22 protein-coding genes are annotated in these 22,292 nt (G+C 36.2%); 13 read left to right on the plus strand and 9 right to left on the minus strand.

Features of this window, described 5'->3' with window-relative positions:
* Positions 1–257 precede the first annotated feature (257 nt).
* From csy1 to cas6f, 4 genes are read left to right on the plus strand one after another with little or no spacing between them, the layout of a single operon-like run.
* On the plus strand, positions 258–1,640 hold the full coding sequence (gene csy1, locus GYY69_RS03820) for a type I-F CRISPR-associated protein Csy1 (protein WP_174796497.1): 1,383 nt from the start codon (positions 258–260) through the stop codon (positions 1,638–1,640).
* A complete protein-coding gene (gene csy2 / locus GYY69_RS03825; RefSeq protein WP_174796498.1) occupies positions 1,640–2,563 on the plus strand; it encodes a type I-F CRISPR-associated protein Csy2 in 924 nt (307 codons plus the stop codon). The genes csy1 and csy2 overlap by 1 nt, the downstream gene beginning before the upstream one ends.
* A 35-nt stretch (positions 2,564–2,598) precedes the next feature.
* On the plus strand, positions 2,599–3,609 hold the full coding sequence (csy3, locus tag GYY69_RS03830; RefSeq protein WP_174796499.1) for a type I-F CRISPR-associated protein Csy3: 1,011 nt from the start codon (positions 2,599–2,601) through the stop codon (positions 3,607–3,609).
* A gap of 5 nt (positions 3,610–3,614) precedes the next feature.
* The gene (gene cas6f, locus GYY69_RS03835; protein WP_174796500.1) at positions 3,615–4,184 is read left to right on the plus strand and encodes a type I-F CRISPR-associated endoribonuclease Cas6/Csy4; all 570 of its coding nucleotides are present in this window, start codon (positions 3,615–3,617) and stop codon (positions 4,182–4,184) included.
* Positions 4,185–4,964: 780 nt separating this feature from the next.
* Here the strand turns inward: cas6f and flhA are convergent.
* The 5 genes from flhA to flgA form a co-directional block, all read right to left on the minus strand.
* The gene (gene flhA, locus GYY69_RS03840; RefSeq protein WP_174796501.1) at positions 4,965–7,052 is read right to left on the minus strand and encodes a flagellar biosynthesis protein FlhA; all 2,088 of its coding nucleotides are present in this window, start codon (positions 7,050–7,052) and stop codon (positions 4,965–4,967) included.
* Between the two features lie 17 nt (positions 7,053–7,069).
* Positions 7,070–8,200 (minus strand): flagellar biosynthesis protein FlhB, encoded by a 1,131-nt coding sequence (gene flhB / locus GYY69_RS03845; RefSeq protein ID WP_174796502.1) that lies wholly within the window; start codon positions 8,198–8,200, stop codon positions 7,070–7,072.
* Positions 8,201–8,343: 143 nt separating this feature from the next.
* Positions 8,344–8,778: a flagella synthesis protein FlgN gene (locus GYY69_RS03850; RefSeq protein WP_174796503.1), complete on the minus strand. Its 435-nt coding sequence runs from the start codon at positions 8,776–8,778 to the stop codon at positions 8,344–8,346.
* A 37-nt stretch (positions 8,779–8,815) separates the two neighbouring features.
* On the minus strand, positions 8,816–9,100 hold the full coding sequence (gene flgM / locus GYY69_RS03855) for a flagellar biosynthesis anti-sigma factor FlgM (protein WP_174796504.1): 285 nt from the start codon (positions 9,098–9,100) through the stop codon (positions 8,816–8,818).
* 78 nt (positions 9,101–9,178) lie between these two features.
* Positions 9,179–9,838: a flagellar basal body P-ring formation chaperone FlgA gene (gene flgA / locus GYY69_RS03860; RefSeq protein WP_174796505.1), complete on the minus strand. Its 660-nt coding sequence runs from the start codon at positions 9,836–9,838 to the stop codon at positions 9,179–9,181.
* A gap of 152 nt (positions 9,839–9,990) precedes the next feature.
* Between flgA and flgB the strand changes: the two genes are divergently transcribed.
* Genes flgB through flgJ form a run of 9 tightly spaced genes read left to right on the plus strand, consistent with a single transcriptional unit; the run spans position 9,991 to position 17,236 of the window.
* Complete coding sequence (flgB, locus tag GYY69_RS03865) at positions 9,991–10,401, plus strand: flagellar basal body rod protein FlgB (RefSeq protein ID WP_174796506.1); 411 nt, start codon at positions 9,991–9,993, stop codon at positions 10,399–10,401.
* A gap of 5 nt (positions 10,402–10,406) precedes the next feature.
* Positions 10,407–10,811, plus strand: coding sequence for a flagellar basal body rod protein FlgC (gene flgC, locus GYY69_RS03870; RefSeq protein WP_174796507.1), 405 nt, complete (start codon positions 10,407–10,409; stop codon positions 10,809–10,811).
* A gap of 13 nt (positions 10,812–10,824) precedes the next feature.
* Positions 10,825–11,544: a flagellar hook assembly protein FlgD gene (locus GYY69_RS03875; RefSeq protein WP_174796508.1), complete on the plus strand. Its 720-nt coding sequence runs from the start codon at positions 10,825–10,827 to the stop codon at positions 11,542–11,544.
* Positions 11,545–11,559: 15 nt separating this feature from the next.
* Entirely contained in the window at positions 11,560–12,771 is a 1,212-nt protein-coding gene (gene flgE, locus GYY69_RS03880) for a flagellar hook protein FlgE (RefSeq protein ID WP_174796509.1), read from the plus strand.
* Between the two features lie 14 nt (positions 12,772–12,785).
* The gene (locus GYY69_RS03885; RefSeq protein ID WP_174796510.1) at positions 12,786–13,544 is read left to right on the plus strand and encodes a flagellar basal body rod protein FlgF; all 759 of its coding nucleotides are present in this window, start codon (positions 12,786–12,788) and stop codon (positions 13,542–13,544) included.
* 29 nt (positions 13,545–13,573) lie between these two features.
* A complete protein-coding gene (gene flgG / locus GYY69_RS03890) occupies positions 13,574–14,356 on the plus strand; it encodes a flagellar basal-body rod protein FlgG (RefSeq protein WP_174796511.1) in 783 nt (260 codons plus the stop codon).
* Between the two features lie 10 nt (positions 14,357–14,366).
* A complete protein-coding gene (locus GYY69_RS03895) occupies positions 14,367–15,056 on the plus strand; it encodes a flagellar basal body L-ring protein FlgH (protein ID WP_174796512.1) in 690 nt (229 codons plus the stop codon).
* Between the two features lie 50 nt (positions 15,057–15,106).
* Positions 15,107–16,177 (plus strand): flagellar basal body P-ring protein FlgI, encoded by a 1,071-nt coding sequence (locus GYY69_RS03900; protein ID WP_238786515.1) that lies wholly within the window; start codon positions 15,107–15,109, stop codon positions 16,175–16,177.
* A gap of 12 nt (positions 16,178–16,189) precedes the next feature.
* Positions 16,190–17,236 carry a flagellar assembly peptidoglycan hydrolase FlgJ gene (gene flgJ, locus GYY69_RS03905; protein WP_174796514.1) on the plus strand — a complete coding sequence of 349 codons (1,047 nt, stop codon included), beginning with the start codon at positions 16,190–16,192 and terminating at the stop codon, positions 17,234–17,236.
* A gap of 450 nt (positions 17,237–17,686) precedes the next feature.
* On the opposite strand, the gene flgL is transcribed toward flgJ, so the two are convergent.
* From flgL to motA, 4 genes are all read right to left on the minus strand, one after another.
* Positions 17,687–18,643, minus strand: coding sequence for a flagellar hook-associated protein FlgL (gene flgL, locus GYY69_RS03910; protein ID WP_174796515.1), 957 nt, complete (start codon positions 18,641–18,643; stop codon positions 17,687–17,689).
* A gap of 14 nt (positions 18,644–18,657) precedes the next feature.
* Positions 18,658–20,301 (minus strand): flagellar hook-associated protein FlgK, encoded by a 1,644-nt coding sequence (flgK, locus tag GYY69_RS03915; protein ID WP_174796516.1) that lies wholly within the window; start codon positions 20,299–20,301, stop codon positions 18,658–18,660.
* A gap of 173 nt (positions 20,302–20,474) precedes the next feature.
* Entirely contained in the window at positions 20,475–21,368 is an 894-nt protein-coding gene (motB, locus tag GYY69_RS03920) for a flagellar motor protein MotB (protein ID WP_065637731.1), read from the minus strand.
* A complete protein-coding gene (gene motA / locus GYY69_RS03925; protein WP_174796517.1) occupies positions 21,368–22,249 on the minus strand; it encodes a flagellar motor stator protein MotA in 882 nt (293 codons plus the stop codon). The genes motB and motA overlap by 1 nt, the downstream gene beginning before the upstream one ends.
* Positions 22,250–22,292: the final 43 nt, after the last annotated feature.

Raw genomic sequence — 22,292 nt, forward strand, 5'->3', positions numbered from 1 at the left:
GAGAAATTTTAAGTATTTTCTTTTCTTCAAAGAGTATTTTACCGCTGAATAAGCGGTTTATAAAAAAATTAAGTCCCACTCTCTAAATTAGTTAATTTTTTGGGTTAATATTAATTAATATCTATCCTTTTAAGTTTTATCTTTTCTATTTTTATTTCTTTTTATGTTTATTTTTTTGATCATTTTTTGTTTGATATTTAGCCTGATTTATTTTATTCTAATTTTATTAAAATTTAAGATAAATATAAGGAGGGCCAATGGATAACATATCTTGGCAAGATATAAGAAAAGTAATTTTAGATTTTCTGCAACAGCGACTTGCCAATAATAGTAATTATAAAAGTGAAACCGCTAAGCTAGAAAAAGCAAAAGAAGTGGGTGATTTAGTTGCAGTTAATGAAGCTCAGCAAAAATTAGATGAATTAGCCAAGCGATTTGAATTTGAAGCGTGGATGGAAGATGCAGCTATTCGTCGTATTTCATGGCTTCTTATCGCAACGCATCTCTCCAAGGGAATTCACCCTAGCTCTAAGGCTTGTAATGCTAATTATAATACTCAGGTAAAACCTAATACTTTAGGTAATTTTGTATCATCTTCTACAGTAAATGTCCTGCCTTTTGATGCAACAGGTAGCGCTGCATCCTTAGATATATTTGGATTACTAAATCAAACTGTTAAAAATGATATAACAATTTTACAGCTTATTATTAATAATCACCCTGCTGTTCAAGAAGCTTTATCTGATGATAAAAATAAATCTGCTCTTTATTTGGAAAATTTTCAGCAGTTACTTAGAGATAATTGGAGTGATGCGCAGGCTTCGGAACTTAATAAGCAATTTTTCTGGCCTAATAGTGAAGAAACTTATTTATCACAGCAAGAACATAATTACCGTTTATTGATTCCATTACATCCTAGTGCTTTGTGTCATTTAGTTTATAAAAAGGTACAAACACGATTTTCGGAAGAAAATAAAAATGCACGAGAACTGCGCCGAAAAAAGGATGTTGAGCATCAACCTTATTTTTCTTTTCACGAGCTGGCTGTTGTTAGGCTCGGTGGCAGTAATGCTCAAAATGCAAGCCAACTTATTGGTAGTCAAATGGGGCGTAATTTTTTATTGCCTTCCATACCTCCTAAATTCAAAAACTCGCCATTTCCAATGGTAGGCAAACAACAAGAAACTATTTTCAATCATACATTGCAATTTTTCTGCCGATTTGGTTTTAGGTTATTGTTTGATATGGTTGAAGCACCAAAAAATATTGTAGAAGAAAGAGATGATCGTAAAGATGCGTTTGCGGTGATTTTATCATTACTACTTAAGTTTGCTCGCCATATTCAAACTACTCAACCAGCCGGTTGGAGCCGTGATTATTCTCTCGATTTTCATGAAAAACTTTGGCTTGATCCACAGCGAGCCCAATTAGAGAATGAAGATGCTTTTAAAAAGCAGTATGAACAAGGCGATTGGCAACAAAGTTTAGAAAAGAGTTTTGCCAAGTGGGTTCAAAATGCTTTAAAAGAAAAATTTAAAAATATTAAACAGCAATTTGCGGATCCTGAATTTAGCGAATGGCGCCGCGAATTTAGTGCTGCGGTGAAAGCAAGTCAACGTAAACGGGAGGGAATCTTTTAATGGCATCATTACGTTATTATTTATTATTTGATCATGTCAAAATTCATAATGCTAATGCAATTTCTAGCCCATTAACGTATGGATTCCCTGCTATTTCGGGGTTTTTAGGCGCTATTCATGCTTTAAGTCGTAAAATTGAATCAAAAAATCCTATTTACTTAGATGGTGTGTTAATTGCATGTCATGAATGTAATGTACAAGTTTATCGACCTAATAACTATGCGGATTATACTTTTCGATTAACACGCAATCCACTAGCTAAAAATGGTAGTACTCGTTCAATTATTGAAGAAGGGCGAGTTCATCTAGATGTTTCCTTGCTTGTCGAGGTAAAAATTGAAGATCGTGAAACATTAGATGATGCAGATGAACAGCAAGCATTTATCCAACAGATGAAACAAAAACTTTACCAGCAACGTGTTGCTGGTGGGCAGGTTGTTGATATTGAATCAGTCGCGCTATATTCTGCATCAGAATCAAATAAACACTTAATCAATGCACTATTACCCGCATTTGTTTTAGTTGAAGCACCACAAGATTTACAAGATATCACTGCGAAATTACAGCAACAAGATCCTAATGCTACAGCGCTTGATGCCTTGATTGAAACCGCAATGTTACATCATCATCCTCAAGAAAAAGATCACTGGCAAACCACATCGGTTAAACAAGGGCGCGGTTGGCTTGTGCCTTTACATTTAGGCTATCAAGCTATTTCGCCACTATTTTCAGCAGGTAAGGTTGAACATGCGCGCAGTAATGAGCATGCCACGCAATTTGTGGAGTGTATTTATGGGCTTGGTAAATGGGTCTTTCCTTTAAGCTTGAAAGAGAATTTATCACAGGCTTTTTGGCGTTATAAATGCAGTGAGTTGCAATCTAATGATGCAGAAATTTATGTTATTAATCAAGAAACCAATTAAGTAAATTTAGAAAATTATAGAATAAGGAATACATTATGAGTAAAGATAAAATCACCACCGCCAGCGTACTTGCTTTTGAACGTAGTTTTGATATTTCTGATGCGATTTTTGCACAGCAAGATAATGCAGATGCCACTAAATTATCTCCTGTAGTAGTCACTGAAAAATCAGTCCGAGGCACTATTTCTAATCGTCTTAAAAATGCAGTTGCAAACGATCCAACCAAATTAGATGCTGAAATACAAAAGCCAAATTTACAAACAGTTGATGTTGCTGCGTTAGATGCCGATAAAGATACATTGGTCGTAACATGGAGCTGTAAAGTGTTGCCATTTTTAGGTAAACCTTCCGTGTGTAATGATATCGAATATCAAAAAGAACTAGAAAAAACAACGCAGGATTATATTCAAACGCAAGGAATGATAGCTCTAGCTAAGCGTTATGCCATAAATATCTTAAATGGCCGTTGGTTATGGCGTAATCGTATGACCGCGGAGCACATTAGCCTTTCAGTTACTCGAAAAAATGATAAAAAACCATTCATTGAAGTCAGTGATGTTAAACAATATCAGCTTAATGCATTTGATTATGATGATAAATCGGTAAATGATCTTGCTAAACTGATTGAAGCAGGATTATCCGGTAAAGAGTTTGTGATTTTTAACGTTGAAGCCAAACTGAAAATGGGCTTAGGTCAAGAAGTCTATCCGTCACAAGAATTAATCCTAGATACCGGCAAAACAAAAAGTAAAGTATTGTATGAGAAGAACAAACAAGCCGCCATGCATTCACAAAAAGTCAGTAATGCTATCCGAACCATCGATACTTGGTATGAAGATAATGCACAATTTCCAATAGCGATAGAACCGTATGGCTCGGTTACTTCAATGGGGCATGCTTTCCGCCAACCAAAACAAAAATTAGATTTTTATACCTTATTTGATAATTGGGTTTTAAAAGGTGAAAAACCATCGCTTGATCAGCAACATTATGTAATTGCGGTATTAATTCGTGGTGGTGTATTTGGTGCCAGCGGTAAGGAGTAAATAAGATGCACTCACATTATTTAGAGTTGCGAGCGATTTCGCAAATTGAGATAACCGAAGTGGATGTGATGAATCAAGTGATGCAATCACTACACCAAATTTTGGTCAATCACCAAGGAAATATCGCAATTAGCTTTCCTTGTTACCATGTGCACCGAACATTAGGCGGAGTGATACGCCTATTGGGCTCCGAGCAGGAACTGCAAAATCTTAAAGCAGATATACAGCAAAAATCATCAATTAGCGATTATGCTTTATTGATGCCTATCACTACAGTACCGACGACGATAAAAGGCTATTTACGTTTTAGCCGTGTTAACCCTAAAGGTCAGAGTGCATTAAGGCGTGCCGAAAAACGATTAACAGCACAAGGTAAATGGACGCCTGAAGTAAAAAATAAAATGATTGAAAAGTGGGGAAGCGTTCATTTGCAATATCCACACCTTCATTTGAATAGTAAAAGTACAGGGCAAAAATTTATTTTGTGGATAAAACAAGAAAAATGCCCAGAGCCAGTACAAGGCACATTTAATAGCTATGGACTAAGCCAAACCGCAACAGTCCCCGATTTTTAGATTTCTAACCCTTTTTTTGAGGGTGATTTTAATATATTGATTATTATTGATATTAAAATAGACTCAAAAAAAGGGTAAAAATTGGGTAAAGTGCAATATGCTCTTTTACAATAAGGAACTATTGAGATAAAATTCTACTTCAATGCCGTATAGGCAGTTTAGAAAAGTATTATATGACGGCATGAGAACAGAAATCGCTTCAATGCCGTATAGGTAGTTTAAAAATTGTTCAGATTTAAATGGCATCATTGTTGTAATTTCAATAATCATTAAGTGTCACAATATAACCCTTTCAATGTGGTTTAACCGTATTATAAAAGTGAATAAATCGCTTAAACTTTTGTTTTCTTTTTTTTGAATATTTGTTGATTATGCTAGATTTCAATTAAAGTGTGTATCGCTCTTTTCGGCTTTTTTAATCTTGAAACGGTATAGAATCCTGAATATTTTTTACAAAAATATAATCTAAAAAAGTAAATAGTTCAACTTTAGCTAAACGTTTAATTCCATAACGGATGGCCTTATAATATTTGCACTGGTTAAAGGGAACGAGCAGCTTTAATCGGGCTTTCTTTAGCACGTTATAAAATGGTCGAACAACTGACCATACAACGTTTAGCTAAATCAGTGACGGTTAGTTTTGTTTATGATAGCAGCGCCATATCCCTTGTCTGTGATATGGCGTTAGTTTGCTTTTTTATGGATATTTATTATCGTAGTGTCTTAAATTACTGTAAATAACGGAAATAATTACTACGCATTATTAGCATAATAAGATCACTATTCAGCCCCAATTTGCGAAGTCATTTTTATCTCTCGATTATCGGCGATTTCTAAATTCGATAGCACCGCTAATTGAGGAAAGTTAGACCTTAAAAATTGCGATAACATCGGTCTTAATGCATGATTTACTAATAATACCGGTGGTGCGCCGATGGCATCTTGTTGATTAATAGCTTGTTTGATCTGTTCAATAATGTGTTCGGCAAGTCCCGGTTCAAAATTGCTGGTATTTTGTAGCGCTTGTAATAACAAACGTTCTAAATTGATATTTAATCCTATGACATTAATTGGATCAGAGCCTGGGAACCATTGTTGTGTAATAACTCTACCTAAAGCTATTCTTACCATACTAAGTAGCTGATAAGCATCATTTTGAGTTGGCGCATGTTCACAGATTGTTTCAATAATAGTTCGCATATCTCGAATTGACACTTTTTCGGCGATTAAATTTTGCAGTATTTTATGAAAGGTGGTTAATGTCACAACGCCTGGAATAAAGTCTTCTACTAATTTTGGAATATCCTGTTTTATTCTGTCGAGCAGTTCTTGGGTTTCTAAGCGTCCTAATAAGTCGCTTGCGAATTGTTGTAATAAATGGTTGAAGTGTGTTGCGATCATCGTACTGGTATCTACAACGGTATATCCTAATATTTGCGCATTTTCTTTATCGTTTTCATCTATCCATATGGCAGGTAGCCCAAAAGCCGGCTCGGTTGTTGCAATGCCCTCAATGGTTTCTGTCACATTACCGGGATTAATGGCTAACCATTTATTATTCACAATTTCGCCTTTGCCGATTTCGCCACCTTTGATAAATATTTTATATTGATAAGGCGCTAACGAGAGATTATCTCTTATATGCACCTGAGGAGGTAAAAATCCCAGTGTTTGCGCAAATTTTTTACGTAAACTACGGATCCGCCCTAACAACTCACCGTTTTGAGTTTGATCGACCATTGGAATTAATCCATAACCCACTTCCATTGCTAATATATCTTCAATATTGACATCAGACCATGTTGCTTCAATATTGGCCGGCGTGGTTGCTTGCACATTAGCTTGTTTGGGCGTGGCTGCCTGTTCTGTTTTTTTCTGTTTAGTTAGCCACCAAGAGAGAATGGATAAAATGGCAGTAAAAAGTAAAAAAACTAAATTTGGCATGCCCGGAATTAGCCCAAGTAAACCAATTACGACAGCGGTTAAAATTAATACTTGCGGATTATTAAAAAGCTGAGTAATCATTTGATTACTAATATTATCTTGCGATGTCACTCGCGTAACGATAACTCCCGCAGCCGTTGAAATAATCAGTGACGGTATTTGCGCAACCAAGCCATCACCAATGGTCAGTAACACATAGGTTTTACCTGCATCAGATAGCGCCATATCATGTTGTACAACCCCAACGAGCAATCCGCCAACAATGGTAATGGCCATGATTAATAATCCGGCAATTGCATCACCACGTACAAATTTACTAGCACCATCCATCGAACCATAAAAATCCGCTTCTTGAGAAACTTCGGCTCGGCGTGCTTTGGCTTCATCTTCACCAATTAAGCCGGCATTGAGGTCGGCGTCAATGGCCATTTGTTTTCCTGGCATGCCATCTAATGCAAAGCGAGCTCCCACTTCGGCTATTCTACCTGCCCCCTTAGTGATGACCATAAAGTTGATGATAACCAAAATGATAAATACGACGATACCAATAGCAAAATTACCGCCAACTAAAAAGTGTCCAAAAGCTTCAATTACCCGTCCAGCCGCAGCGCTGCCGGTGTGTCCTTTTAATAAAACGACTCGTGTAGAGGCAACGTTTAATGATAATCTTAATAAAGTTGCAAATAATAAAACGGTCGGAAATGCTGCAAAATCGAGCACTCGTTTAGTGAATAATGCCACTATCAGGATAATAATTGATAAAGCAATATTAAACGTAAAAAATAGATCCAAAATAAAGGCAGGGAGGGGTAATACCATCATTGAAAGAATCAGTAAGATGAGCATTGGGCCAGCTAAAATTTGATAATGGCCATTTTTTAACGTATTAAGTGATAATAAAGTATGTAGTTTAGATTTAATCATAAAATGAGTAATTGCCTTTATTGATTTACAGATAATGACTCTGGAATGGGTAAATTATTAGGTACGGTTGGTTTATTGCCACCATATTTATGCCAATGTTTTAATTGATATACCCAAGCTAAAATTTGAGCAACAGCGGTATATAGCTCTGTTGGAATCGTTTCACCTATTTCACCATGACGATATAAAGCTCGAGCTAAAGGCGGTGCTTCTAATAGAGGTATATTATATTCACTGGCAATTTCTCTAATGCGTAGCGCAATGTTATCTGTTCCTTTTGCCAGTAATTTGGGGGCAATCATGGTTTTTTCATCATATTGTAAGGCAACGGCATAATGGGTTGGATTGGTTACAATGACATTTGCTTTTGGCACATCTTTCATCATTCGACGTCTGGCAATAGCTTGTTGCATTTGGCGAATACGTCCTTTAATTTGTGGATTTCCCTCTTGCTCTTTAAACTCATCTTTAATTTCTTGTTTTGACATTTTCAGTTTTTTCAAATTGCTCCATATTTGATAAAAAATATCAAACCCCACCATGGGTATTAATGATATAACGCTTAGTATTGCGCAAAGGATCACTAACTGTATTGCTTTAGCTAATGCATTATTTAAATACATATGGGGTAACGCAAGCAGGTCATAAAAATGGTGCATTAAAAACCATGTTGATGCGATAGAAATTAAAATAACTTTAAGTATACTTTTTAGTAACTCAGAAAAAATTTTAGTACTAAATAATCTGCCAAAGCCCTCGATAGGATTTAATTTTTTAAAATTGGGTTTAATTGATTGCAGGCTAAATAGTAATCCTCCCACACAAAGTGGTGCGAATATGGCAACTATAACTAAACCGAAAAAAATTGGCACAATTGACCAAAAGCCATGGGTTAACAAATTAACTAAATTGAAAACGATCAACTTATCATTGCCTGTTTTATACGAAAACGTCATCGCTGTTTTTATGATTATGATTAATTGGTTAACTAAATGTGAACCCATTAATCCAAATAAAGAGATGCCTATTAATAAGATTATCAACGAAGTTAATTCGCGAGATCGAGGGATCTGCCCCTTTTCCCTAGCTTTTTTTATTTTGCTATCGGTGGGATGTTCGCTTTTATCTAGATCATTATCGTCAGCCATGATGGAACCAAATAAAACTTCATCGTTTAATTAGAGTTTACCTGCTAACAGTATGAACTAATTACTCATGAATTATTGGCTTAATAAGAGGGCATTTTTGGCGGTATTTATCGCGTTTACCATTAACAAATATCAACTCTCCTTTAAACTTTGGCTCGTTCTGACGAGATAATATCGGCTTGTTGATAGCCATTATGGGTATAAACAACAGGACTGTTGATGCCTTTAAGATAGTTAATTGATTGCTCGGTTATATTCATCCGCTTTTGGATGATCACGCCATTATCGCGATTTATATTGGCTAATAATTTTGTTGTGTCTGTGATAGATAGCCAATGCGCTGCGATTGTTGGGTTTTCGCTATAGGGTGGTTGAATATCTAGTTGCTTATTTAACGTTACGCGTTTTTCATCCAGTAACTTTAATTGAATCAGTAACTGGCTTTTTTTATTAATAATTTCATTTAACTGATTTGTTGAACTATTATCAATCAAAATTTGTTGCTCTGTTTGTAGAATTTCTGAGAGTGTATGTAACATTTTGGTTATTTGGTTTAGGATGTCATCGAGTTTTAACATTTATATATCCCTGTAATTCTGACTTATTTTAACTATTTTACAGTAATTGTTTAAGTAATTTATCTGCAATTTTATGGGTATCAATAACCAATGTGCCGTTGGTAATAGCTTGTTTTATTTTATTAATTTTATCTATATCAATATCTTTATCGGTTGCATGCAACAGATTCATTGAGTTTTGAGTGATACTCACAGTAGCACTTGCATTAGTACTGTTTTTTGTTGGTACAGATGCTGTTTGGTTTTTTTGTTGTTCATTGACTACATCACGGTTAAGTAGTCCTGATATGGTTGTCACGGATTTTGTTGCATCAATACTCATAAAATACCTTTAATCAAATTGGCGATTTAAGTGATTTGTTTAGTTCTATTATCGGCAATAATCAAAAAATCATTAATATTATTTATTAAAAATGATGACTCCTTGGTGAGTCAATGAGCCTTCAACAATATGGTTAGTATTTAGTTTTACTCTAATCTTATCATTTAATACAGCATTGCTAAGTGTTTTACCGTTAGTTTCTATCATATAACCCTCACCATTAATTATCACTTTGATTATTTGTCCCGCTTTTACTAGCCAATTTTTTTGCAGCATTGTGGTTTTTATTGGTTCATCGAGATTAATTTTTCGTAAAGCTATATGATTAAGTGCGTCAGCTTCATTTAAAATGACAGCGGAAGGTAGCTTATCTAACCAACCTGATTGTGTACGTATGTGATCTTTGCTGATGACAGTACCTGCATTTATTGCTTGCTTAGCGACAATATAGTTACCCATTACAGCAACATTAATCTGGATAAATTTTTTTTTATTATCGCATTGCGCACCAATGGTCATGTTGCCCCACCGATTTTTTTTATTCAATAACGAAAGAGTTGGAGTATCGCAACTCAAGTGTGGTTTAGTTGTCAGGTAAGTAATCGAAATATCATCTACTTTATAACTAAATTGTTGAGAGATTAAATTAAGAATCTGCTTATCAAGAGCACTTGCCAAAACAGGATGCCAGCTAAATAGTATAAAAATAGCGAGTATCAATTTTACAATTTTAATCATATTTGTTTGTTTCAAATTATGCATAAACGGATTGTACTTTATGATTGTATGAAACAAATCTTGAAATAAGGGCAATTTTTATCGTTATTTGCTCAATGACTTTTTTTTTATTCGCTTAAAATCCTCATTATCAAAAAAAGTGAGATGATTTTATGTTTGATAAATTGGATGCATGGGTTAATTTTCACCAACAGGCATTAAATATACGTGAAATGCGACAAAATATATTAGCTGCAAATATTGCAAACAGCGATACGCCTAACTATCAGGCTCGAGATATTGATTTTAATGCTGAGTTAAGCAAGGCGCTTAATAATCAGAGTAATATTAATCACGTTGGACTCAATATTACCTCAAATCATCATATTCAGGTAAAAGCGTCAAATATACCTAATCAAAATGTACTTTATCGTATTCCTTACCAAGCGTCGGCTGATGGTAATACAGTAGAAATGGATCAAGAGCGTACTGCGTTTATTGACAATAGCATACATTACCAAAGCAATTTAACGTTTTTAGGTGAGCAATTTAAAAATATAATGTCGGTATTACAGAAAGGATAATAAGGATGAGTTTTTCTATTTTTGCCATTTCGGGGTCAGCATTAATGGCGCAAACCCAACGCATGAATGTCAGTGCCAGTAATTTAGCCAATGCCGATAGCGTAACAAGTACTTCTGGAGAAGCTTATCGAGCCAAGCAAGTTATTTTTCAAGTAGATGATAATGGTCAAACCAATTCAATTGCGGGCGTTAAAGTGTCGCAGGTAATTGAAGATCCCGCGCCAATGAATTTAGTTTATGAACCCAATCATCCACTGGCCGATGCTAAAGGTTATATTCAAAAACCGAATGTCGATATGGTTGCCGAAATGGTTAATACCATTTCAGCATCACGTAGTTATCAAGCAAATGTCGAAGTGATTAATACGGCAAAAAGTTTAATGCTAAAAACACTGACATTAGGCCAGTAATAAGGAGTGACTTATGGGAGTGACTAATGTTGCTGTTTCAGAATCATCAGGCGTAAAAAATCCGCAAACGATTCAAAAAAGTTCATCAGATGGTAATTCAAGTAGGGAGCTGCAAGATAATTTTTTAGCACTACTTATTGCTCAAATGAAAAACCAAGATCCGACCAATCCAATGGACAATAGCCAATTAACATCACAACTGGCACAAATTAACACCTTAGCAGGTATAGAAAGACTAAATACGACATTGGGAATGGTTTCAGGTCAGATCGATGACAGTTTATCGGTGAATGCTAGCAACATGATTGGTAAGGGGGTCATGGTGCCTGGCAATAAAATTTTAGTTGCTACCTCTGAACTAGAACGATCAGATGCAGAGAAAGAAACGGTTACCACACCATTTGGCTTTGAGTTAGTGCGAGATGCAGATTCAGTGATTATCACTATTCAAGATGCAAATGGTAATGTGGTGCGAGAAGTTGATTTAGGTGCCATCCCAGCTGGTGTGAGCTCTTTTACTTGGGATGGCATACTAAATGATGGCTCGATTGCACCTGACGGTAGTTATACCTTTTCAGTCAATGCAACTTCAGACGGGCAGAAAGTATCATCAACATCATTAGCTTATTCAGTGGTCTATGGTGTTATTAATAGTAAAGTTAATAATAAAGTATTACTCGATTTAGGAATACTCGGTTCAATTAGTATTGACGAAGTGCGTCAAATTCTTTAAAGGGGATAAGTTCAGATGGGATTTTCTCAAGCAGTGAGTGGCATGAATGCCGCATCAAAGCAGTTAGATGTGATTGGTAATAATATTGCCAACTCAGCAACGGTTGGCTTTAAAAGCGCCAGTATTTCATTTGCTGATATCTATGCCGGCTCAAAAGTTGGTATGGGGGTCAAAGTGGCTGCGGTTATGCAAAATTTTAATGATGGAACAGCAACAACCACAAACAATAGTCTAGATGTTGCTATCTCAGGTAATGGGTTTTTTCGTTTAGTGGATAGTAATGGGCAAGCTTTCTATACTCGTAACGGGCAATTTCAATTAGATGCTGAGCGAAATATTATTTCTGCTGATGGTCTTTATCTGACTGGTTATCTTGCAACTGGAACACCACCTCAAGTGCAGCAAGGTGCAGCACCGGGTCCATTAAAAATTTCGCAAGAAATGTTAAATGCATCAGCGACAACCAAGGCTTCTTTGCAAACAAACTTAAATGCCAATAGTAAAGTTCCTGCCAAACAACCGGTCAATGCCCTTGATGCAGATACATTTAATTATTCTACGACCATTACCACTTATGACTCGCTTGGTAATCAACGTAATATTCAGCTCTTTTATGTCAAAACGGGTGATAATCAATGGGATGTTCATTATCTTGATAGCAGTGACCCTAATGCAAGTTTACAAAAAGTGGGGCAAATGGAGTTTGATTCTTCCGGTAAATTAATTAGTGATCCTGAAATGACCATTAATATTAATGGCTTAAATGGATCTGCTGACAATACCTTTACTTTATCATTAGCCAATAGCTCTCAGCAAAATATGGGTAAAGAAGTAGGTAGTATTAAAACGCCAATTGTTAATGGTTATGCACCGGGTAATTTAGTGGGTTATAGCATTAATGATGATGGTTCTATTTATGGCGTTTATTCTAACCAACAAACGATGTTATTAGGTCAAATTGCCATGGCTGATTTTGCCAATGTTAACGGTCTAGAATCGGCAGGGAATAATAATTGGCGTTCGACAATTAAGTCTGGCACAGAAGTATTGGGTGTGGCAAATTCCGGTACATTTGGGGCATTAGCCAGTGGTGCACTTGAATCTTCAAATGTTGATATGAGCCAAGAGTTAGTGAATATGATTGTTGCTCAGCGCAATTACCAATCTAATTCGCAAACTATTAAAACGCAGGACCAAATTCTAAATACTTTAGTTAATTTGCGCTAATTTAAAGGTTATTTATGGATCGTGTTATTTATACAGCGATGTCGGCAGCAAGTCAGACGTTAAACCGGCAGTCAGTGACGACTAATAACCTAGCTAATGTCTCCACCGCAGGGTTTCGTGCCCAGCTAACGGCAATGAAAGCGGTTCCTATTGTGGGAACCAAGAATATGCCGACACGGACTATGGTAACAGCAACAACGCCTACTTTTGACTCAACCATGGGTGCATTTAACTACACGGGTAGAAATTTGGATGTTGCTTTGGCAGAAGATCACTGGTTGGCGGTGCAATTAGCGGATGGTAGCGAAGCTTACACGCGTAATGGTGCTATCCAAATTGACGAAAATGGTACGCTTAACATACAAGGCTATCCATTAATTGGTGATAGTGGTGTTTTGACTGTGCCTCAACGATCAAAAATCAGTATTAGTAGCGATGGAACACTTTCTGCATTGGGTGCTGGCAATAAACCAACTACCATTGCCCAAGTGGGTAAAATAAAAAAAGTGCATCTTGAGCGTAACGAGATTGTCCGTGGTGATAGTGGTTTTTTTCAACTAACAGACCAAGCACGTAATGAACGTGGTGCTGTCATGCCAGATAACCCTAAAGCAAAACTGATGTCAGGTGTATTAGAAGGGAGTAATGTAAATCCTGTCACTGCTATGGTGGATTTAATTAGCCATGCTCGCCAGTTTGAAATGCAGATGAAAGAAATTGTAACGGCAGATGAAAATGCACAAAAAGCTAACCAAATTTTGTCGCTGACTTAAATTTATCAATATATTAAGTAGGAAAGACTATGATTAAATCATTATGGATTGCCAAAACGGGCTTAACCGCACAACAAATGAATATGGATATCATTTCAAATAATTTAGCGAATGTGAGTACCAGTGGGTTTAAAAGACAAAGAGCGGTATTTGAAGATTTATTGTATCAAACGGTTCGTCAACCAGGCGCCCAGTCTTCTGAGCAAACGACATTACCGTCAGGCTTACAAATTGGTACTGGTGTTCGTCCTGTTGCAACAGAGCGAATTCATAGCCAAGGCAATTTAGAGGCAACAGATAACAGCAGTGATATTGCCATTAACGGGCAAGGTTTTTTCCAAGTTTTATTGCCCGATGGTACTCAAGCTTATACACGCAGCGGCGCTTTTCAAGTCAATCAAAATGGTCAATTAGTGACTGCGGCGGGATATGAAATTCAACCAGTCATTACTATTCCATCCAATGCAATCAAAATGACAGTCGCGCGTGATGGTGTAGTGAATGTGACATTAGCGAATCAATCAACACAAGTTCAAGTTGGTCAACTCACTTTACATACTTTTATTAACGATGCAGGTCTGGAAAGCATGGGCGAAAACCTTTATTTAGAAACCGAAAGTTCAGGCACACCGACCGAAAACACACCTGGATTAAATGGTGCAGGATTGCTATATCAAGGCTATACCGAAACGTCTAATGTCAATGTTGCTGAAGAACTGGTGAATATGATTCAAGTACAACGTGCTTACGAAATTAATAGCAAGGCGATTTCAACATCTGATCAAATGCTACAACGGTTAAATCAACTTTAAAATTGACAATATGATAAGTGTATTGAGATATTTTTATATTCCAATTGCCTTCTTTTTGTTTAGTTGTGCGCAATTACCCAAACAAGCTTTAGTTGAAGGTGAAACGAGCATTGTTCCGCAAATGCCAACAATTGTAAATACCAGCGGTTCTATTTATCAAGCCGCTCAGCCAAGCAGTTTTGGGTATCAACCCATGTTTGAAGATCGCCGTCCGCGTAATATTGGTGATGTATTAACCATTGTTTTACAAGAAAACGTTAGTGCCAGCAAAAGCTCATCTGTGAATGCAGGGCGTAATGGGTCGGTGAATTTAGGTATAAAAAAATTACCTACGTTTCTCGATGGGTTAGTTGGCAGGGGCAAAGCTGAAACAGATATTGCGGGTGGCAATGATTTTAAAGGTACGGGTGGTGCTAATGCTAAAAACACGTTTAGTGGTACTATCACAGTTACCGTTCAAGATGTCATGATTAATGGTAATTTAAAAGTGATTGGAGAAAAACAGATTGCGATTAATCAAGGCACCGAATTTATCCGCTTTTCAGGTGTGGTAAACCCAAGAACAATAAGCGGTAATAATACCGTTATTTCAACACAAGTTGCTGACGCTCGCATTGAATATGTCGGTAATGGGTATATTGACGAAGCACAAACAATGGGCTGGTTACAACGCCTATTTTTAAATCTTTCACCATTTTAACGAGTCTGATTATGATAAGAAAATTGCGCCGATTTTTTGGCTTTATCTTTATGATGATATTGGTTATACCTAATGGACATGCTGAACGTATCCGCGATTTAGTCACCATTCAAGGGGTAAGAGACAATGCTTTAGTTGGTTATGGTATTGTTGTTGGGCTGGATGGCACCGGCGATCAAACCTCACAAACACCGTTTACTATTCAAAGTATTACCAATATGTTATCGCAATTAGGTATCACTGTACCATCAGGCAGTAATATGCAATTAAAAAATGTTGCAGCAGTAATGGTAACCGCTAAATTACCCTCTTATTCGCGTGTAGGGCAACAACTTGATGTCGTTGTGTCTTCGCTAGGTAATGCAAAAAGTTTGCGTGGTGGCACATTAATCATGACACCACTAAAAGGTGTCGATAATCAAGTTTACGCTGTTGCTCAAGGCAATCTTTTTGTAGGTGGAATGGGCGCGAGTAGTAAAGGAAGTAGCGTCAGTGTTAATCAAACAGCGGGTGCAACCATTCCGAATGGCGCAACGATTGAACGTGAGTTAGCTACTCGTTTAGATGAACCAGATATTATCCATTTGCATCTTAACCAATTTGACTTTACTCGTGCTTTAAAAATCTCGGATGCGATTAATAAATTAGAAAAAAATAGTGCAGTAGCCTTGGATGGCACAACGGTTTCCTTAAAAATGCCAAAAGAAAGCCAAGCACGCGTACAGTTTTTATCTAAAATACAAAATTTAGAAATAGGTAGCACACCTATTTCTGCCAAAGTAGTTATTAATACGCGAACAGGCGTTGTTGTCATGAATCAAAAAGTGCAGCTCGATAATTGCTCTGTAGCGCATGGTAATTTATCTGTTGTGGTGAATAATAAATTAAATGTCAATCAACCTAATACACCGCTTGCTGGTGGTGCAACAGTGGTGACGCCAGATACGCAACTAAGTATTGAGCAAGAGGGTGGTGCGTTACATAATTTAGCCGCAGGGGCTGATTTAAAACATGTTATTAACTCTCTGAACTTATTAGGCGCAAATCCAACCGAATTAATGTCGATTCTTGAGGCACTAAAATCAGCTGGTTGTTTGCATGCAACGCTTGAAACTATTTAAAGAATATTGCTTATGAATACTAAAATTGGTCAATCATTCAACCGTTTTGCCTATGATTTATCGGGTCTTAACCAACTAAAGCGCAGTGCAGCGAATGGTTCATCTGAAAGCGTTAAACAAGTGGCTAAGGAATTTGAATCATTATTTATTAATATGATGATGCAATCAATGCGTAAGGCTGTACCTGAAAGCGGTTTATTTGGTCAGTCTGCTTCACAGCTATTTGCTTCAATGTTTGATCAACAAATTGCACAGCAGGCAGCGGGTAAAGGATTTGGATTAGCGCAGATGCTCACTAAGCAGTTAACTAATAAGGTTTCACCATCAATTAATATTAACTCACAAGCTAATTCATCACAGGCTAATTCAAATAAAACTGAGCAAAATCTTCATTTAGCTCAGTCTTTATTTAGTAATGCACCCTCTAATTTATCGCCTCAAGCTTTGGGGCAAATGCTTTATCAAAACCATAAAGCAAATCAGACCACAAATCAAACCAATCCAACTAATCAATTATCGTTAAAAAAACCGATAAACGAAGGTAAAGATGAGCATATCGTTAAATTTGTAAAAGACTGGTTAGAGCCAGCCAAGCAGGCAGCTAAACATTCAGGTATTCCTTATGAAGTGATTATTGCTCAAGCCGCATTAGAAACAGGGTGGGGACAAAAGCAGATCAAAACCGCTAATAATCAAGTAAGCCATAATTATTTTGGTATTAAAGCGAATGCATCATGGCATGGGGATTGTGCTCGTTCAACTACGCAGGAATTTATTAATAACAAAATGATGAAAATTGCTGATAATTTTAGAGTCTATAATAGTAAACAACATGCGTTAACCGACTATCTCAATTTATTAACCAAAAATCCACGCTATCGTGCTGTAGTTAATGCACCTGATGCCAGAACAGCCGCCAAAGAATTACAAGCTGCAAATTATGCAACCGATCCAAATTATAGTGACAAACTGATTCAAATCATTGGTCGTATCGAAAAAATTGCCCAAAATCATCAACCAACAATGGTATCAGGGTTTAGGCAAATTGCGTTTAATTGATGATAGGATGACTAGATATTAAATACCACGCAAAATATATTCCTATTTAAACACCGCACGACCAAACTGTAATCAAAATTCACCAAATTCTATAGAGCTTTTTATTGTATTTAGCTCAGTAGTCATTAATATGCCTGATAGGATTTGATTTTCTTAGCAAAAATATTCTAAAAATTGATTTTAAAACAAGCAACTATGGATTCAATCAGAGAAAAGTAATAAAAAATTGTTCAGAAATGGTGTTGATTTATTGATTTTTTTTGTGGTGTTTTAGGGGGGGGATACACTTAAATTGATGGCTTATATTGCATAATGGCATTGTTTTTTGAAACTTTTTAGCAAAAATAAAAAAGGAGGGATAAGCCTCCTTTGGATAGGATGAATAGTTTGAGTCGATTCACGACTTAGGGTAAAAATAACATTGCTTAAGTAAAATTAGGTTACAAAATTTTATTTCATTTGAAACAGTGACATATTTTGCATCGTCATAAAGGTATATTGTGCAGCTTGCAAATTAGCTTGTAGCATCACATATTCAGAAATTGCTTCGTACCAATCAACATCTTCAAGCTGACTGATTTGAGTTTGATATTCAATATCTAATGTTTTACCAAGTGCTAATAACCTATCAATTTCAGACAATACAGAACCACCCTCTGCTCTGAGTGTTGAAATATTATTAAAAGAATTGTCTATGCCGTGACGAGCTTTTGATAATCCCGCTCTAAATTGTGCAACGGTATCTTCGTTATCGTAATCTAGATCTATTTTTAACGCTTCAATCGCATAATCAATACTGGCAAAAATGTTACTTTCTGCTGGTGAACCATCAGATTCTTTAACATTTGAGCCTGTCATAAATACTTGAATGCCGGTAAAACTCAGTGAAACTTCGCGCGAGTCATCAATCAAAACATTTACCGATGTTGTGCTGCCAACGTAACTCACTTCGCCAGATTCGTTCATAACAAAAGGGGGTGTATCGTTTTTCTTACCTGCAAAAAGATAGTTACCGTTAGTATCTTTTGCGTTGGCTAATGATAAAAGTTGATCTTTTAAACCTTGTAATTTATTAGCAAGATCGAGTCGATTTTCTTCATTTAAGGTTTCATTTGAGGCATAGACCAATGTTTCTTGAATGGTTTGGATAACGGTATTGGCCTCCGCTAAGATAGTATCTTGGCGGCTCAGTAGTTTATCGGCACTTTCGCGTGTCGCTTGAAATTGTTCGTTTTGTGCTTGTGCTTGTTTTATTATTAATGATTGTGATGCGCCCATTGGATCATCAGAAGGCGATAAAATCTTTTTGCCAGTCGCTAAATGTAACCCTGATTTTTGCCATTTGCTATTGGTATTTAAAATACCTTGCAAGTTTTTTTGATAGAGTGAGTTTGTGCTAAGGCGCATTTTTTATCCTTTTATCATTTAGTTAAACCTAAAATGGTATCAAATAGTGTTGTGGCTGCATCAATCACTTTTGCATTAGCTTGGTAATACTGCATATAGACCTGCATAGAGATATATTCTTCTTCAATATTCACGCCGGATATTGATTGATTTTGTTCATAAATTTGTTGGGTAATATTTTTGCTTGATTGAGCCGAAATTTTGGCCGTTTGAGTCTCACTACCAATGTAGCTAACTAAACTGGTGTAAGCACTTTTTAACGTTGTTGTGCCATTAACAAGTTTTTCATGTTGGATTGATAATAACTTAGCTACGTTACGATTATCGCCAGCACCATTTTCTTCATCATTAATACCCGTTGCTAATTTATTCACATCTTTTACTTGCAATTGTAATGACGAGGCAATATCAGCAACAGGTTTGATGATAAACGAGTCCCCACTAACGGCATTACCGTTTATTTCGATAGCCAGCCCGTCAAAAATTAGTTTACCATCTTCGATTTGTGGAGTGATTTGCTGACGATCTGATAATCGTGTGACAACCCAATTGTTACCATTAAATTCAATTTTATAATCAGAAGCTTTTACTTCAGTCACAGCGTTAAACTCGATTTTAGCCGAAGCGTTGCCTTGGTTTTTCGTATTTGTGATACAACTAGGATGATTGTAATCAAATAACTTTTCACCCTGATTACCATTAATATCAACACCAGACATATGCACTTCATTAAAACGCTCAGCTAAATTTAGCGCAATTAACCCTAATTGATTGCGCGCTTCGGTTAGTGGTCCTTCACGAAAGGTTAATAATCCATTCAATGAGCCTGATGTAATATTTTGGCTGGTAAGTTCTTGTGTTGCACCTGAATGATGCGTATAAATAATGGTATTTAATGAAGGATCGTCTGCTGAAGGTTGTACCGATAATAAGTTAATCGAAGAACCTTGAACTAAATTTAAACCATTTGCCAGTGAAAGATTATATTGTCCATTTTGCTCAGTAACGGTAATGCCAATGATTTCGCTTAATTCATTAACCAATTGATCGCGTTGGTCTAGTAATGCATTAGGTACAAGTCCATTACCTGCTGACTGTAGTTGTGAGATTTTTTGATTCAGTTCAGCAATTTGTTGAGTATAAGTATTTACCTTCTCAACATTACTGCTTAATTCGTTATTTATATTGGCAATTTGATTTTTTAAATTTGTTTCTGTTTTATTAAATTGATTTGTTAACGAAGTGAGATCACTAATGACGGTTTGTTTGGTTGAGGCATCACCCGCATTTGCAGCAAGTTTATTTAAACTCGCAAAAAGATTGTTAAGTTGTGATGAAATACTATTATCATTTTCTGCTAATAAATTATCGACTTTGGATAACTCACCGTAATAAGATTTAATAGAACCATTTTGTGATTGTGATTGGCGTAGTTGACCAACAACAAAATGGTTAAAGGCACGATTAACGGAAGATACACAAACGCCATTGCCCACAAAGCCAAAACTATGTTGAGTTCCATTGGCTTGGCGTAGAATTTGCTGTTGACGATTGTAACCTGTTGTATGCGCATTGCTGATATTATTGCTAATTACATTAAGCATATTTTGTGCTGCATTTAATCCACTAATACCTGTGTTCATTAATGAATTTGCCATAAAAACCCCTCAATATAGTTTTAGTTAATAACATCAATTAAAAAAGTAAGTTATTTTTATATCGTCTTCATTTTTGAAAACTTTAATAATTTTTGTGACAATTGGGAAAATTTTTTAATTTGAGTCCTCAAAAATGATATAACGTCTCTTTATAAGCCATGTTATTTAATTGTTTATTCAGATTTAATTTGTTGTGATTGCCTTAAAAAATTGATGCCGGTCATGTTATTTTCTTCTTCAATATACTGTTGTGCGGTTTTATTCAAAATTAAAATACTAATCCGGCGATTCGCATCTTTACTATAGTTAGCATTATTTAGACTAACGGTGTCAGCTAATGCAATAATACGAATAATCTTACTTGAATCTAATCCGCCAGCAATGAGCTCTCTCCTTGATGCATTGGCTCTATCGGCAGATAATTCCCAATTACTATATCCTCGATCGCCCGTTGTATATTGGCGTTCATCCGTATGGCCTGACAATGTGATTTTATTGGGTAATGAATTGATAATTGGCGCTAATGTATGCAAAATTTCTTGCATATTGGGATCAATCGTTGTGCTACCAACATCGAACATGGGTTTATCATCGGAGGCTAAAATTTGAATCCGTAACCCCATTTCCGTTAATTCAATAATAAGATTAGGTGCTAGTTTTTTAAGGCGGTCATCAATTTCGAAAGTTTCATAAATCTTACGTGCTGCCTCAATCATTTGTAATCTTTCAAGTTGTTGTTTTTCGAATTCATCTTTTGATGAATTTAAAACATGACTTTTTTCTTCGCCAAGTTGTTTGCTAACATCATCACCGCCACCAGGAATGGGGCTTTCACTATCACTAATGTTTTTACCACCATTGTAGCCAAGAATTAAGGGAGTTCTAAAGTACTCAGCAATGCCTTTCAACTCTTGAGGTGTCGATGTCGAAATTAACCACATGACTAAAAATAGTGCCATCATCGCAGTCATAAAGTCGGCGTAAGCGATTTTCCACGAGCCACCATGATGCCCACCACCATGCCCCGATTTTTTTTTGACAATTACTCTTATAGATTTATCTTTCATTATTCGCTATTTGAATTCGTATTTTTATCTTTAACTTCTTGTATGTACTGTTCTAATTCAAAGAATGACGGTCTTTCGTGCGAGAAGAGCGTTTTTCGGCCAAATTCAATACAAATTTGCGGAGCATAATCATGCATACTGGCGATAAGAATCACTTTTGTGCACTCTAATATTTTGACCATATCGGCGTTTCTTTGCTTCAATAAAGACGCTAATGGTGAAACAAAGCCATAGGCAAGTAAGATACCTAAAAAAGTTCCGACCATAGCATGGGCAATAAGTTCACCAAGTTCACTTGCTGGTCTATCTGCTTGTGCAAGTGTATTAATTACGCCCATTACAGCTGCAACAATCCCAAATGCTGGTAAGCCATCACCAATACCTGAAATGGCATCTACAGGCTTTTCAAGTTCATGGACAAATGTTTCAATTTCTTCACTCATTAGTGTTTCGATTTCAAATACATCCATATTGCCACTAATCATCAGTCGTAAGTAATCAGTAATAAAATCGCAGATTCTAGGGTTATTTAAAATAAGCGGGTACTGCTTAAATAAGTCACTTTCATGTGGATTATCAATATCGGCTTCAATGGATAGCCCCCCATTTTGCCGAATCTTCGTCAAAATGCTATACATTAAATTAATCAGTGTTAGATATAAGTTTTTATTATATTTAGATGTTTTAAATAGTTGCCCTAAAGATTTAAGCGTTGCTTTTATTGTTTTTTGTTCATTACTGACAATAAAAGCGCCAATCGCAGCGCCACCAATAATCAACAATTCAAGTGGTTGAAATAGTACGGCTAAATAGCCCCCGCTTAGTACATAACCAAGTAGCGCCGAGGCGATAACGACAATATACCCTATAATGATTAGCATTGACTTTCTTCTTTCTCCATGAAATAACAGTAAACTTGCTGAA

Source organism: Gilliamella sp. ESL0250 (assembly GCF_013345045.1).
GTDB lineage: Bacteria > Pseudomonadota > Gammaproteobacteria > Enterobacterales > Orbaceae > Gilliamella > Gilliamella apicola_H.

Excerpts from the sequence above, each read along its gene's own strand:
- motA (WP_174796517.1), bottom strand. The coding sequence starts at position 22,249 with ATGCTAATCATTATAGGGTATATTGTCGTTATCGCCTCGGCGCTACTT.
- flhA (WP_174796501.1), bottom strand. The coding sequence starts at position 7,052 with ATGATTAAATCTAAACTACATACTTTATTATCACTTAATACGTTAAAA.
- cas6f (WP_174796500.1), top strand. The coding sequence starts at position 3,615 with ATGCACTCACATTATTTAGAGTTGCGAGCGATTTCGCAAATTGAGATA.
- GYY69_RS03850 (WP_174796503.1), bottom strand. The coding sequence starts at position 8,778 with ATGTTAAAACTCGATGACATCCTAAACCAAATAACCAAAATGTTACAT.
- csy2 (WP_174796498.1), top strand. The coding sequence starts at position 1,640 with ATGGCATCATTACGTTATTATTTATTATTTGATCATGTCAAAATTCAT.
- flgB (WP_174796506.1), top strand. The coding sequence starts at position 9,991 with ATGTTTGATAAATTGGATGCATGGGTTAATTTTCACCAACAGGCATTA.
- motB (WP_065637731.1), bottom strand. The coding sequence starts at position 21,368 with ATGAAAGATAAATCTATAAGAGTAATTGTCAAAAAAAAATCGGGGCAT.
- csy1 (WP_174796497.1), top strand. The coding sequence starts at position 258 with ATGGATAACATATCTTGGCAAGATATAAGAAAAGTAATTTTAGATTTT.
- flgE (WP_174796509.1), top strand. The coding sequence starts at position 11,560 with ATGGGATTTTCTCAAGCAGTGAGTGGCATGAATGCCGCATCAAAGCAG.
- flhB (WP_174796502.1), bottom strand. The coding sequence starts at position 8,200 with ATGGCTGACGATAATGATCTAGATAAAAGCGAACATCCCACCGATAGC.
- flgA (WP_174796505.1), bottom strand. The coding sequence starts at position 9,838 with ATGATTAAAATTGTAAAATTGATACTCGCTATTTTTATACTATTTAGC.
- flgC (WP_174796507.1), top strand. The coding sequence starts at position 10,407 with ATGAGTTTTTCTATTTTTGCCATTTCGGGGTCAGCATTAATGGCGCAA.
- flgJ (WP_174796514.1), top strand. The coding sequence starts at position 16,190 with ATGAATACTAAAATTGGTCAATCATTCAACCGTTTTGCCTATGATTTA.
- GYY69_RS03895 (WP_174796512.1), top strand. The coding sequence starts at position 14,367 with ATGATAAGTGTATTGAGATATTTTTATATTCCAATTGCCTTCTTTTTG.
- GYY69_RS03875 (WP_174796508.1), top strand. The coding sequence starts at position 10,825 with ATGGGAGTGACTAATGTTGCTGTTTCAGAATCATCAGGCGTAAAAAAT.
- GYY69_RS03900 (WP_238786515.1), top strand. The coding sequence starts at position 15,107 with ATGATGATATTGGTTATACCTAATGGACATGCTGAACGTATCCGCGAT.
- flgL (WP_174796515.1), bottom strand. The coding sequence starts at position 18,643 with ATGCGCCTTAGCACAAACTCACTCTATCAAAAAAACTTGCAAGGTATT.
- GYY69_RS03885 (WP_174796510.1), top strand. The coding sequence starts at position 12,786 with ATGGATCGTGTTATTTATACAGCGATGTCGGCAGCAAGTCAGACGTTA.
- flgK (WP_174796516.1), bottom strand. The coding sequence starts at position 20,301 with ATGGCAAATTCATTAATGAACACAGGTATTAGTGGATTAAATGCAGCA.
- flgG (WP_174796511.1), top strand. The coding sequence starts at position 13,574 with ATGATTAAATCATTATGGATTGCCAAAACGGGCTTAACCGCACAACAA.
- flgM (WP_174796504.1), bottom strand. The coding sequence starts at position 9,100 with ATGAGTATTGATGCAACAAAATCCGTGACAACCATATCAGGACTACTT.
- csy3 (WP_174796499.1), top strand. The coding sequence starts at position 2,599 with ATGAGTAAAGATAAAATCACCACCGCCAGCGTACTTGCTTTTGAACGT.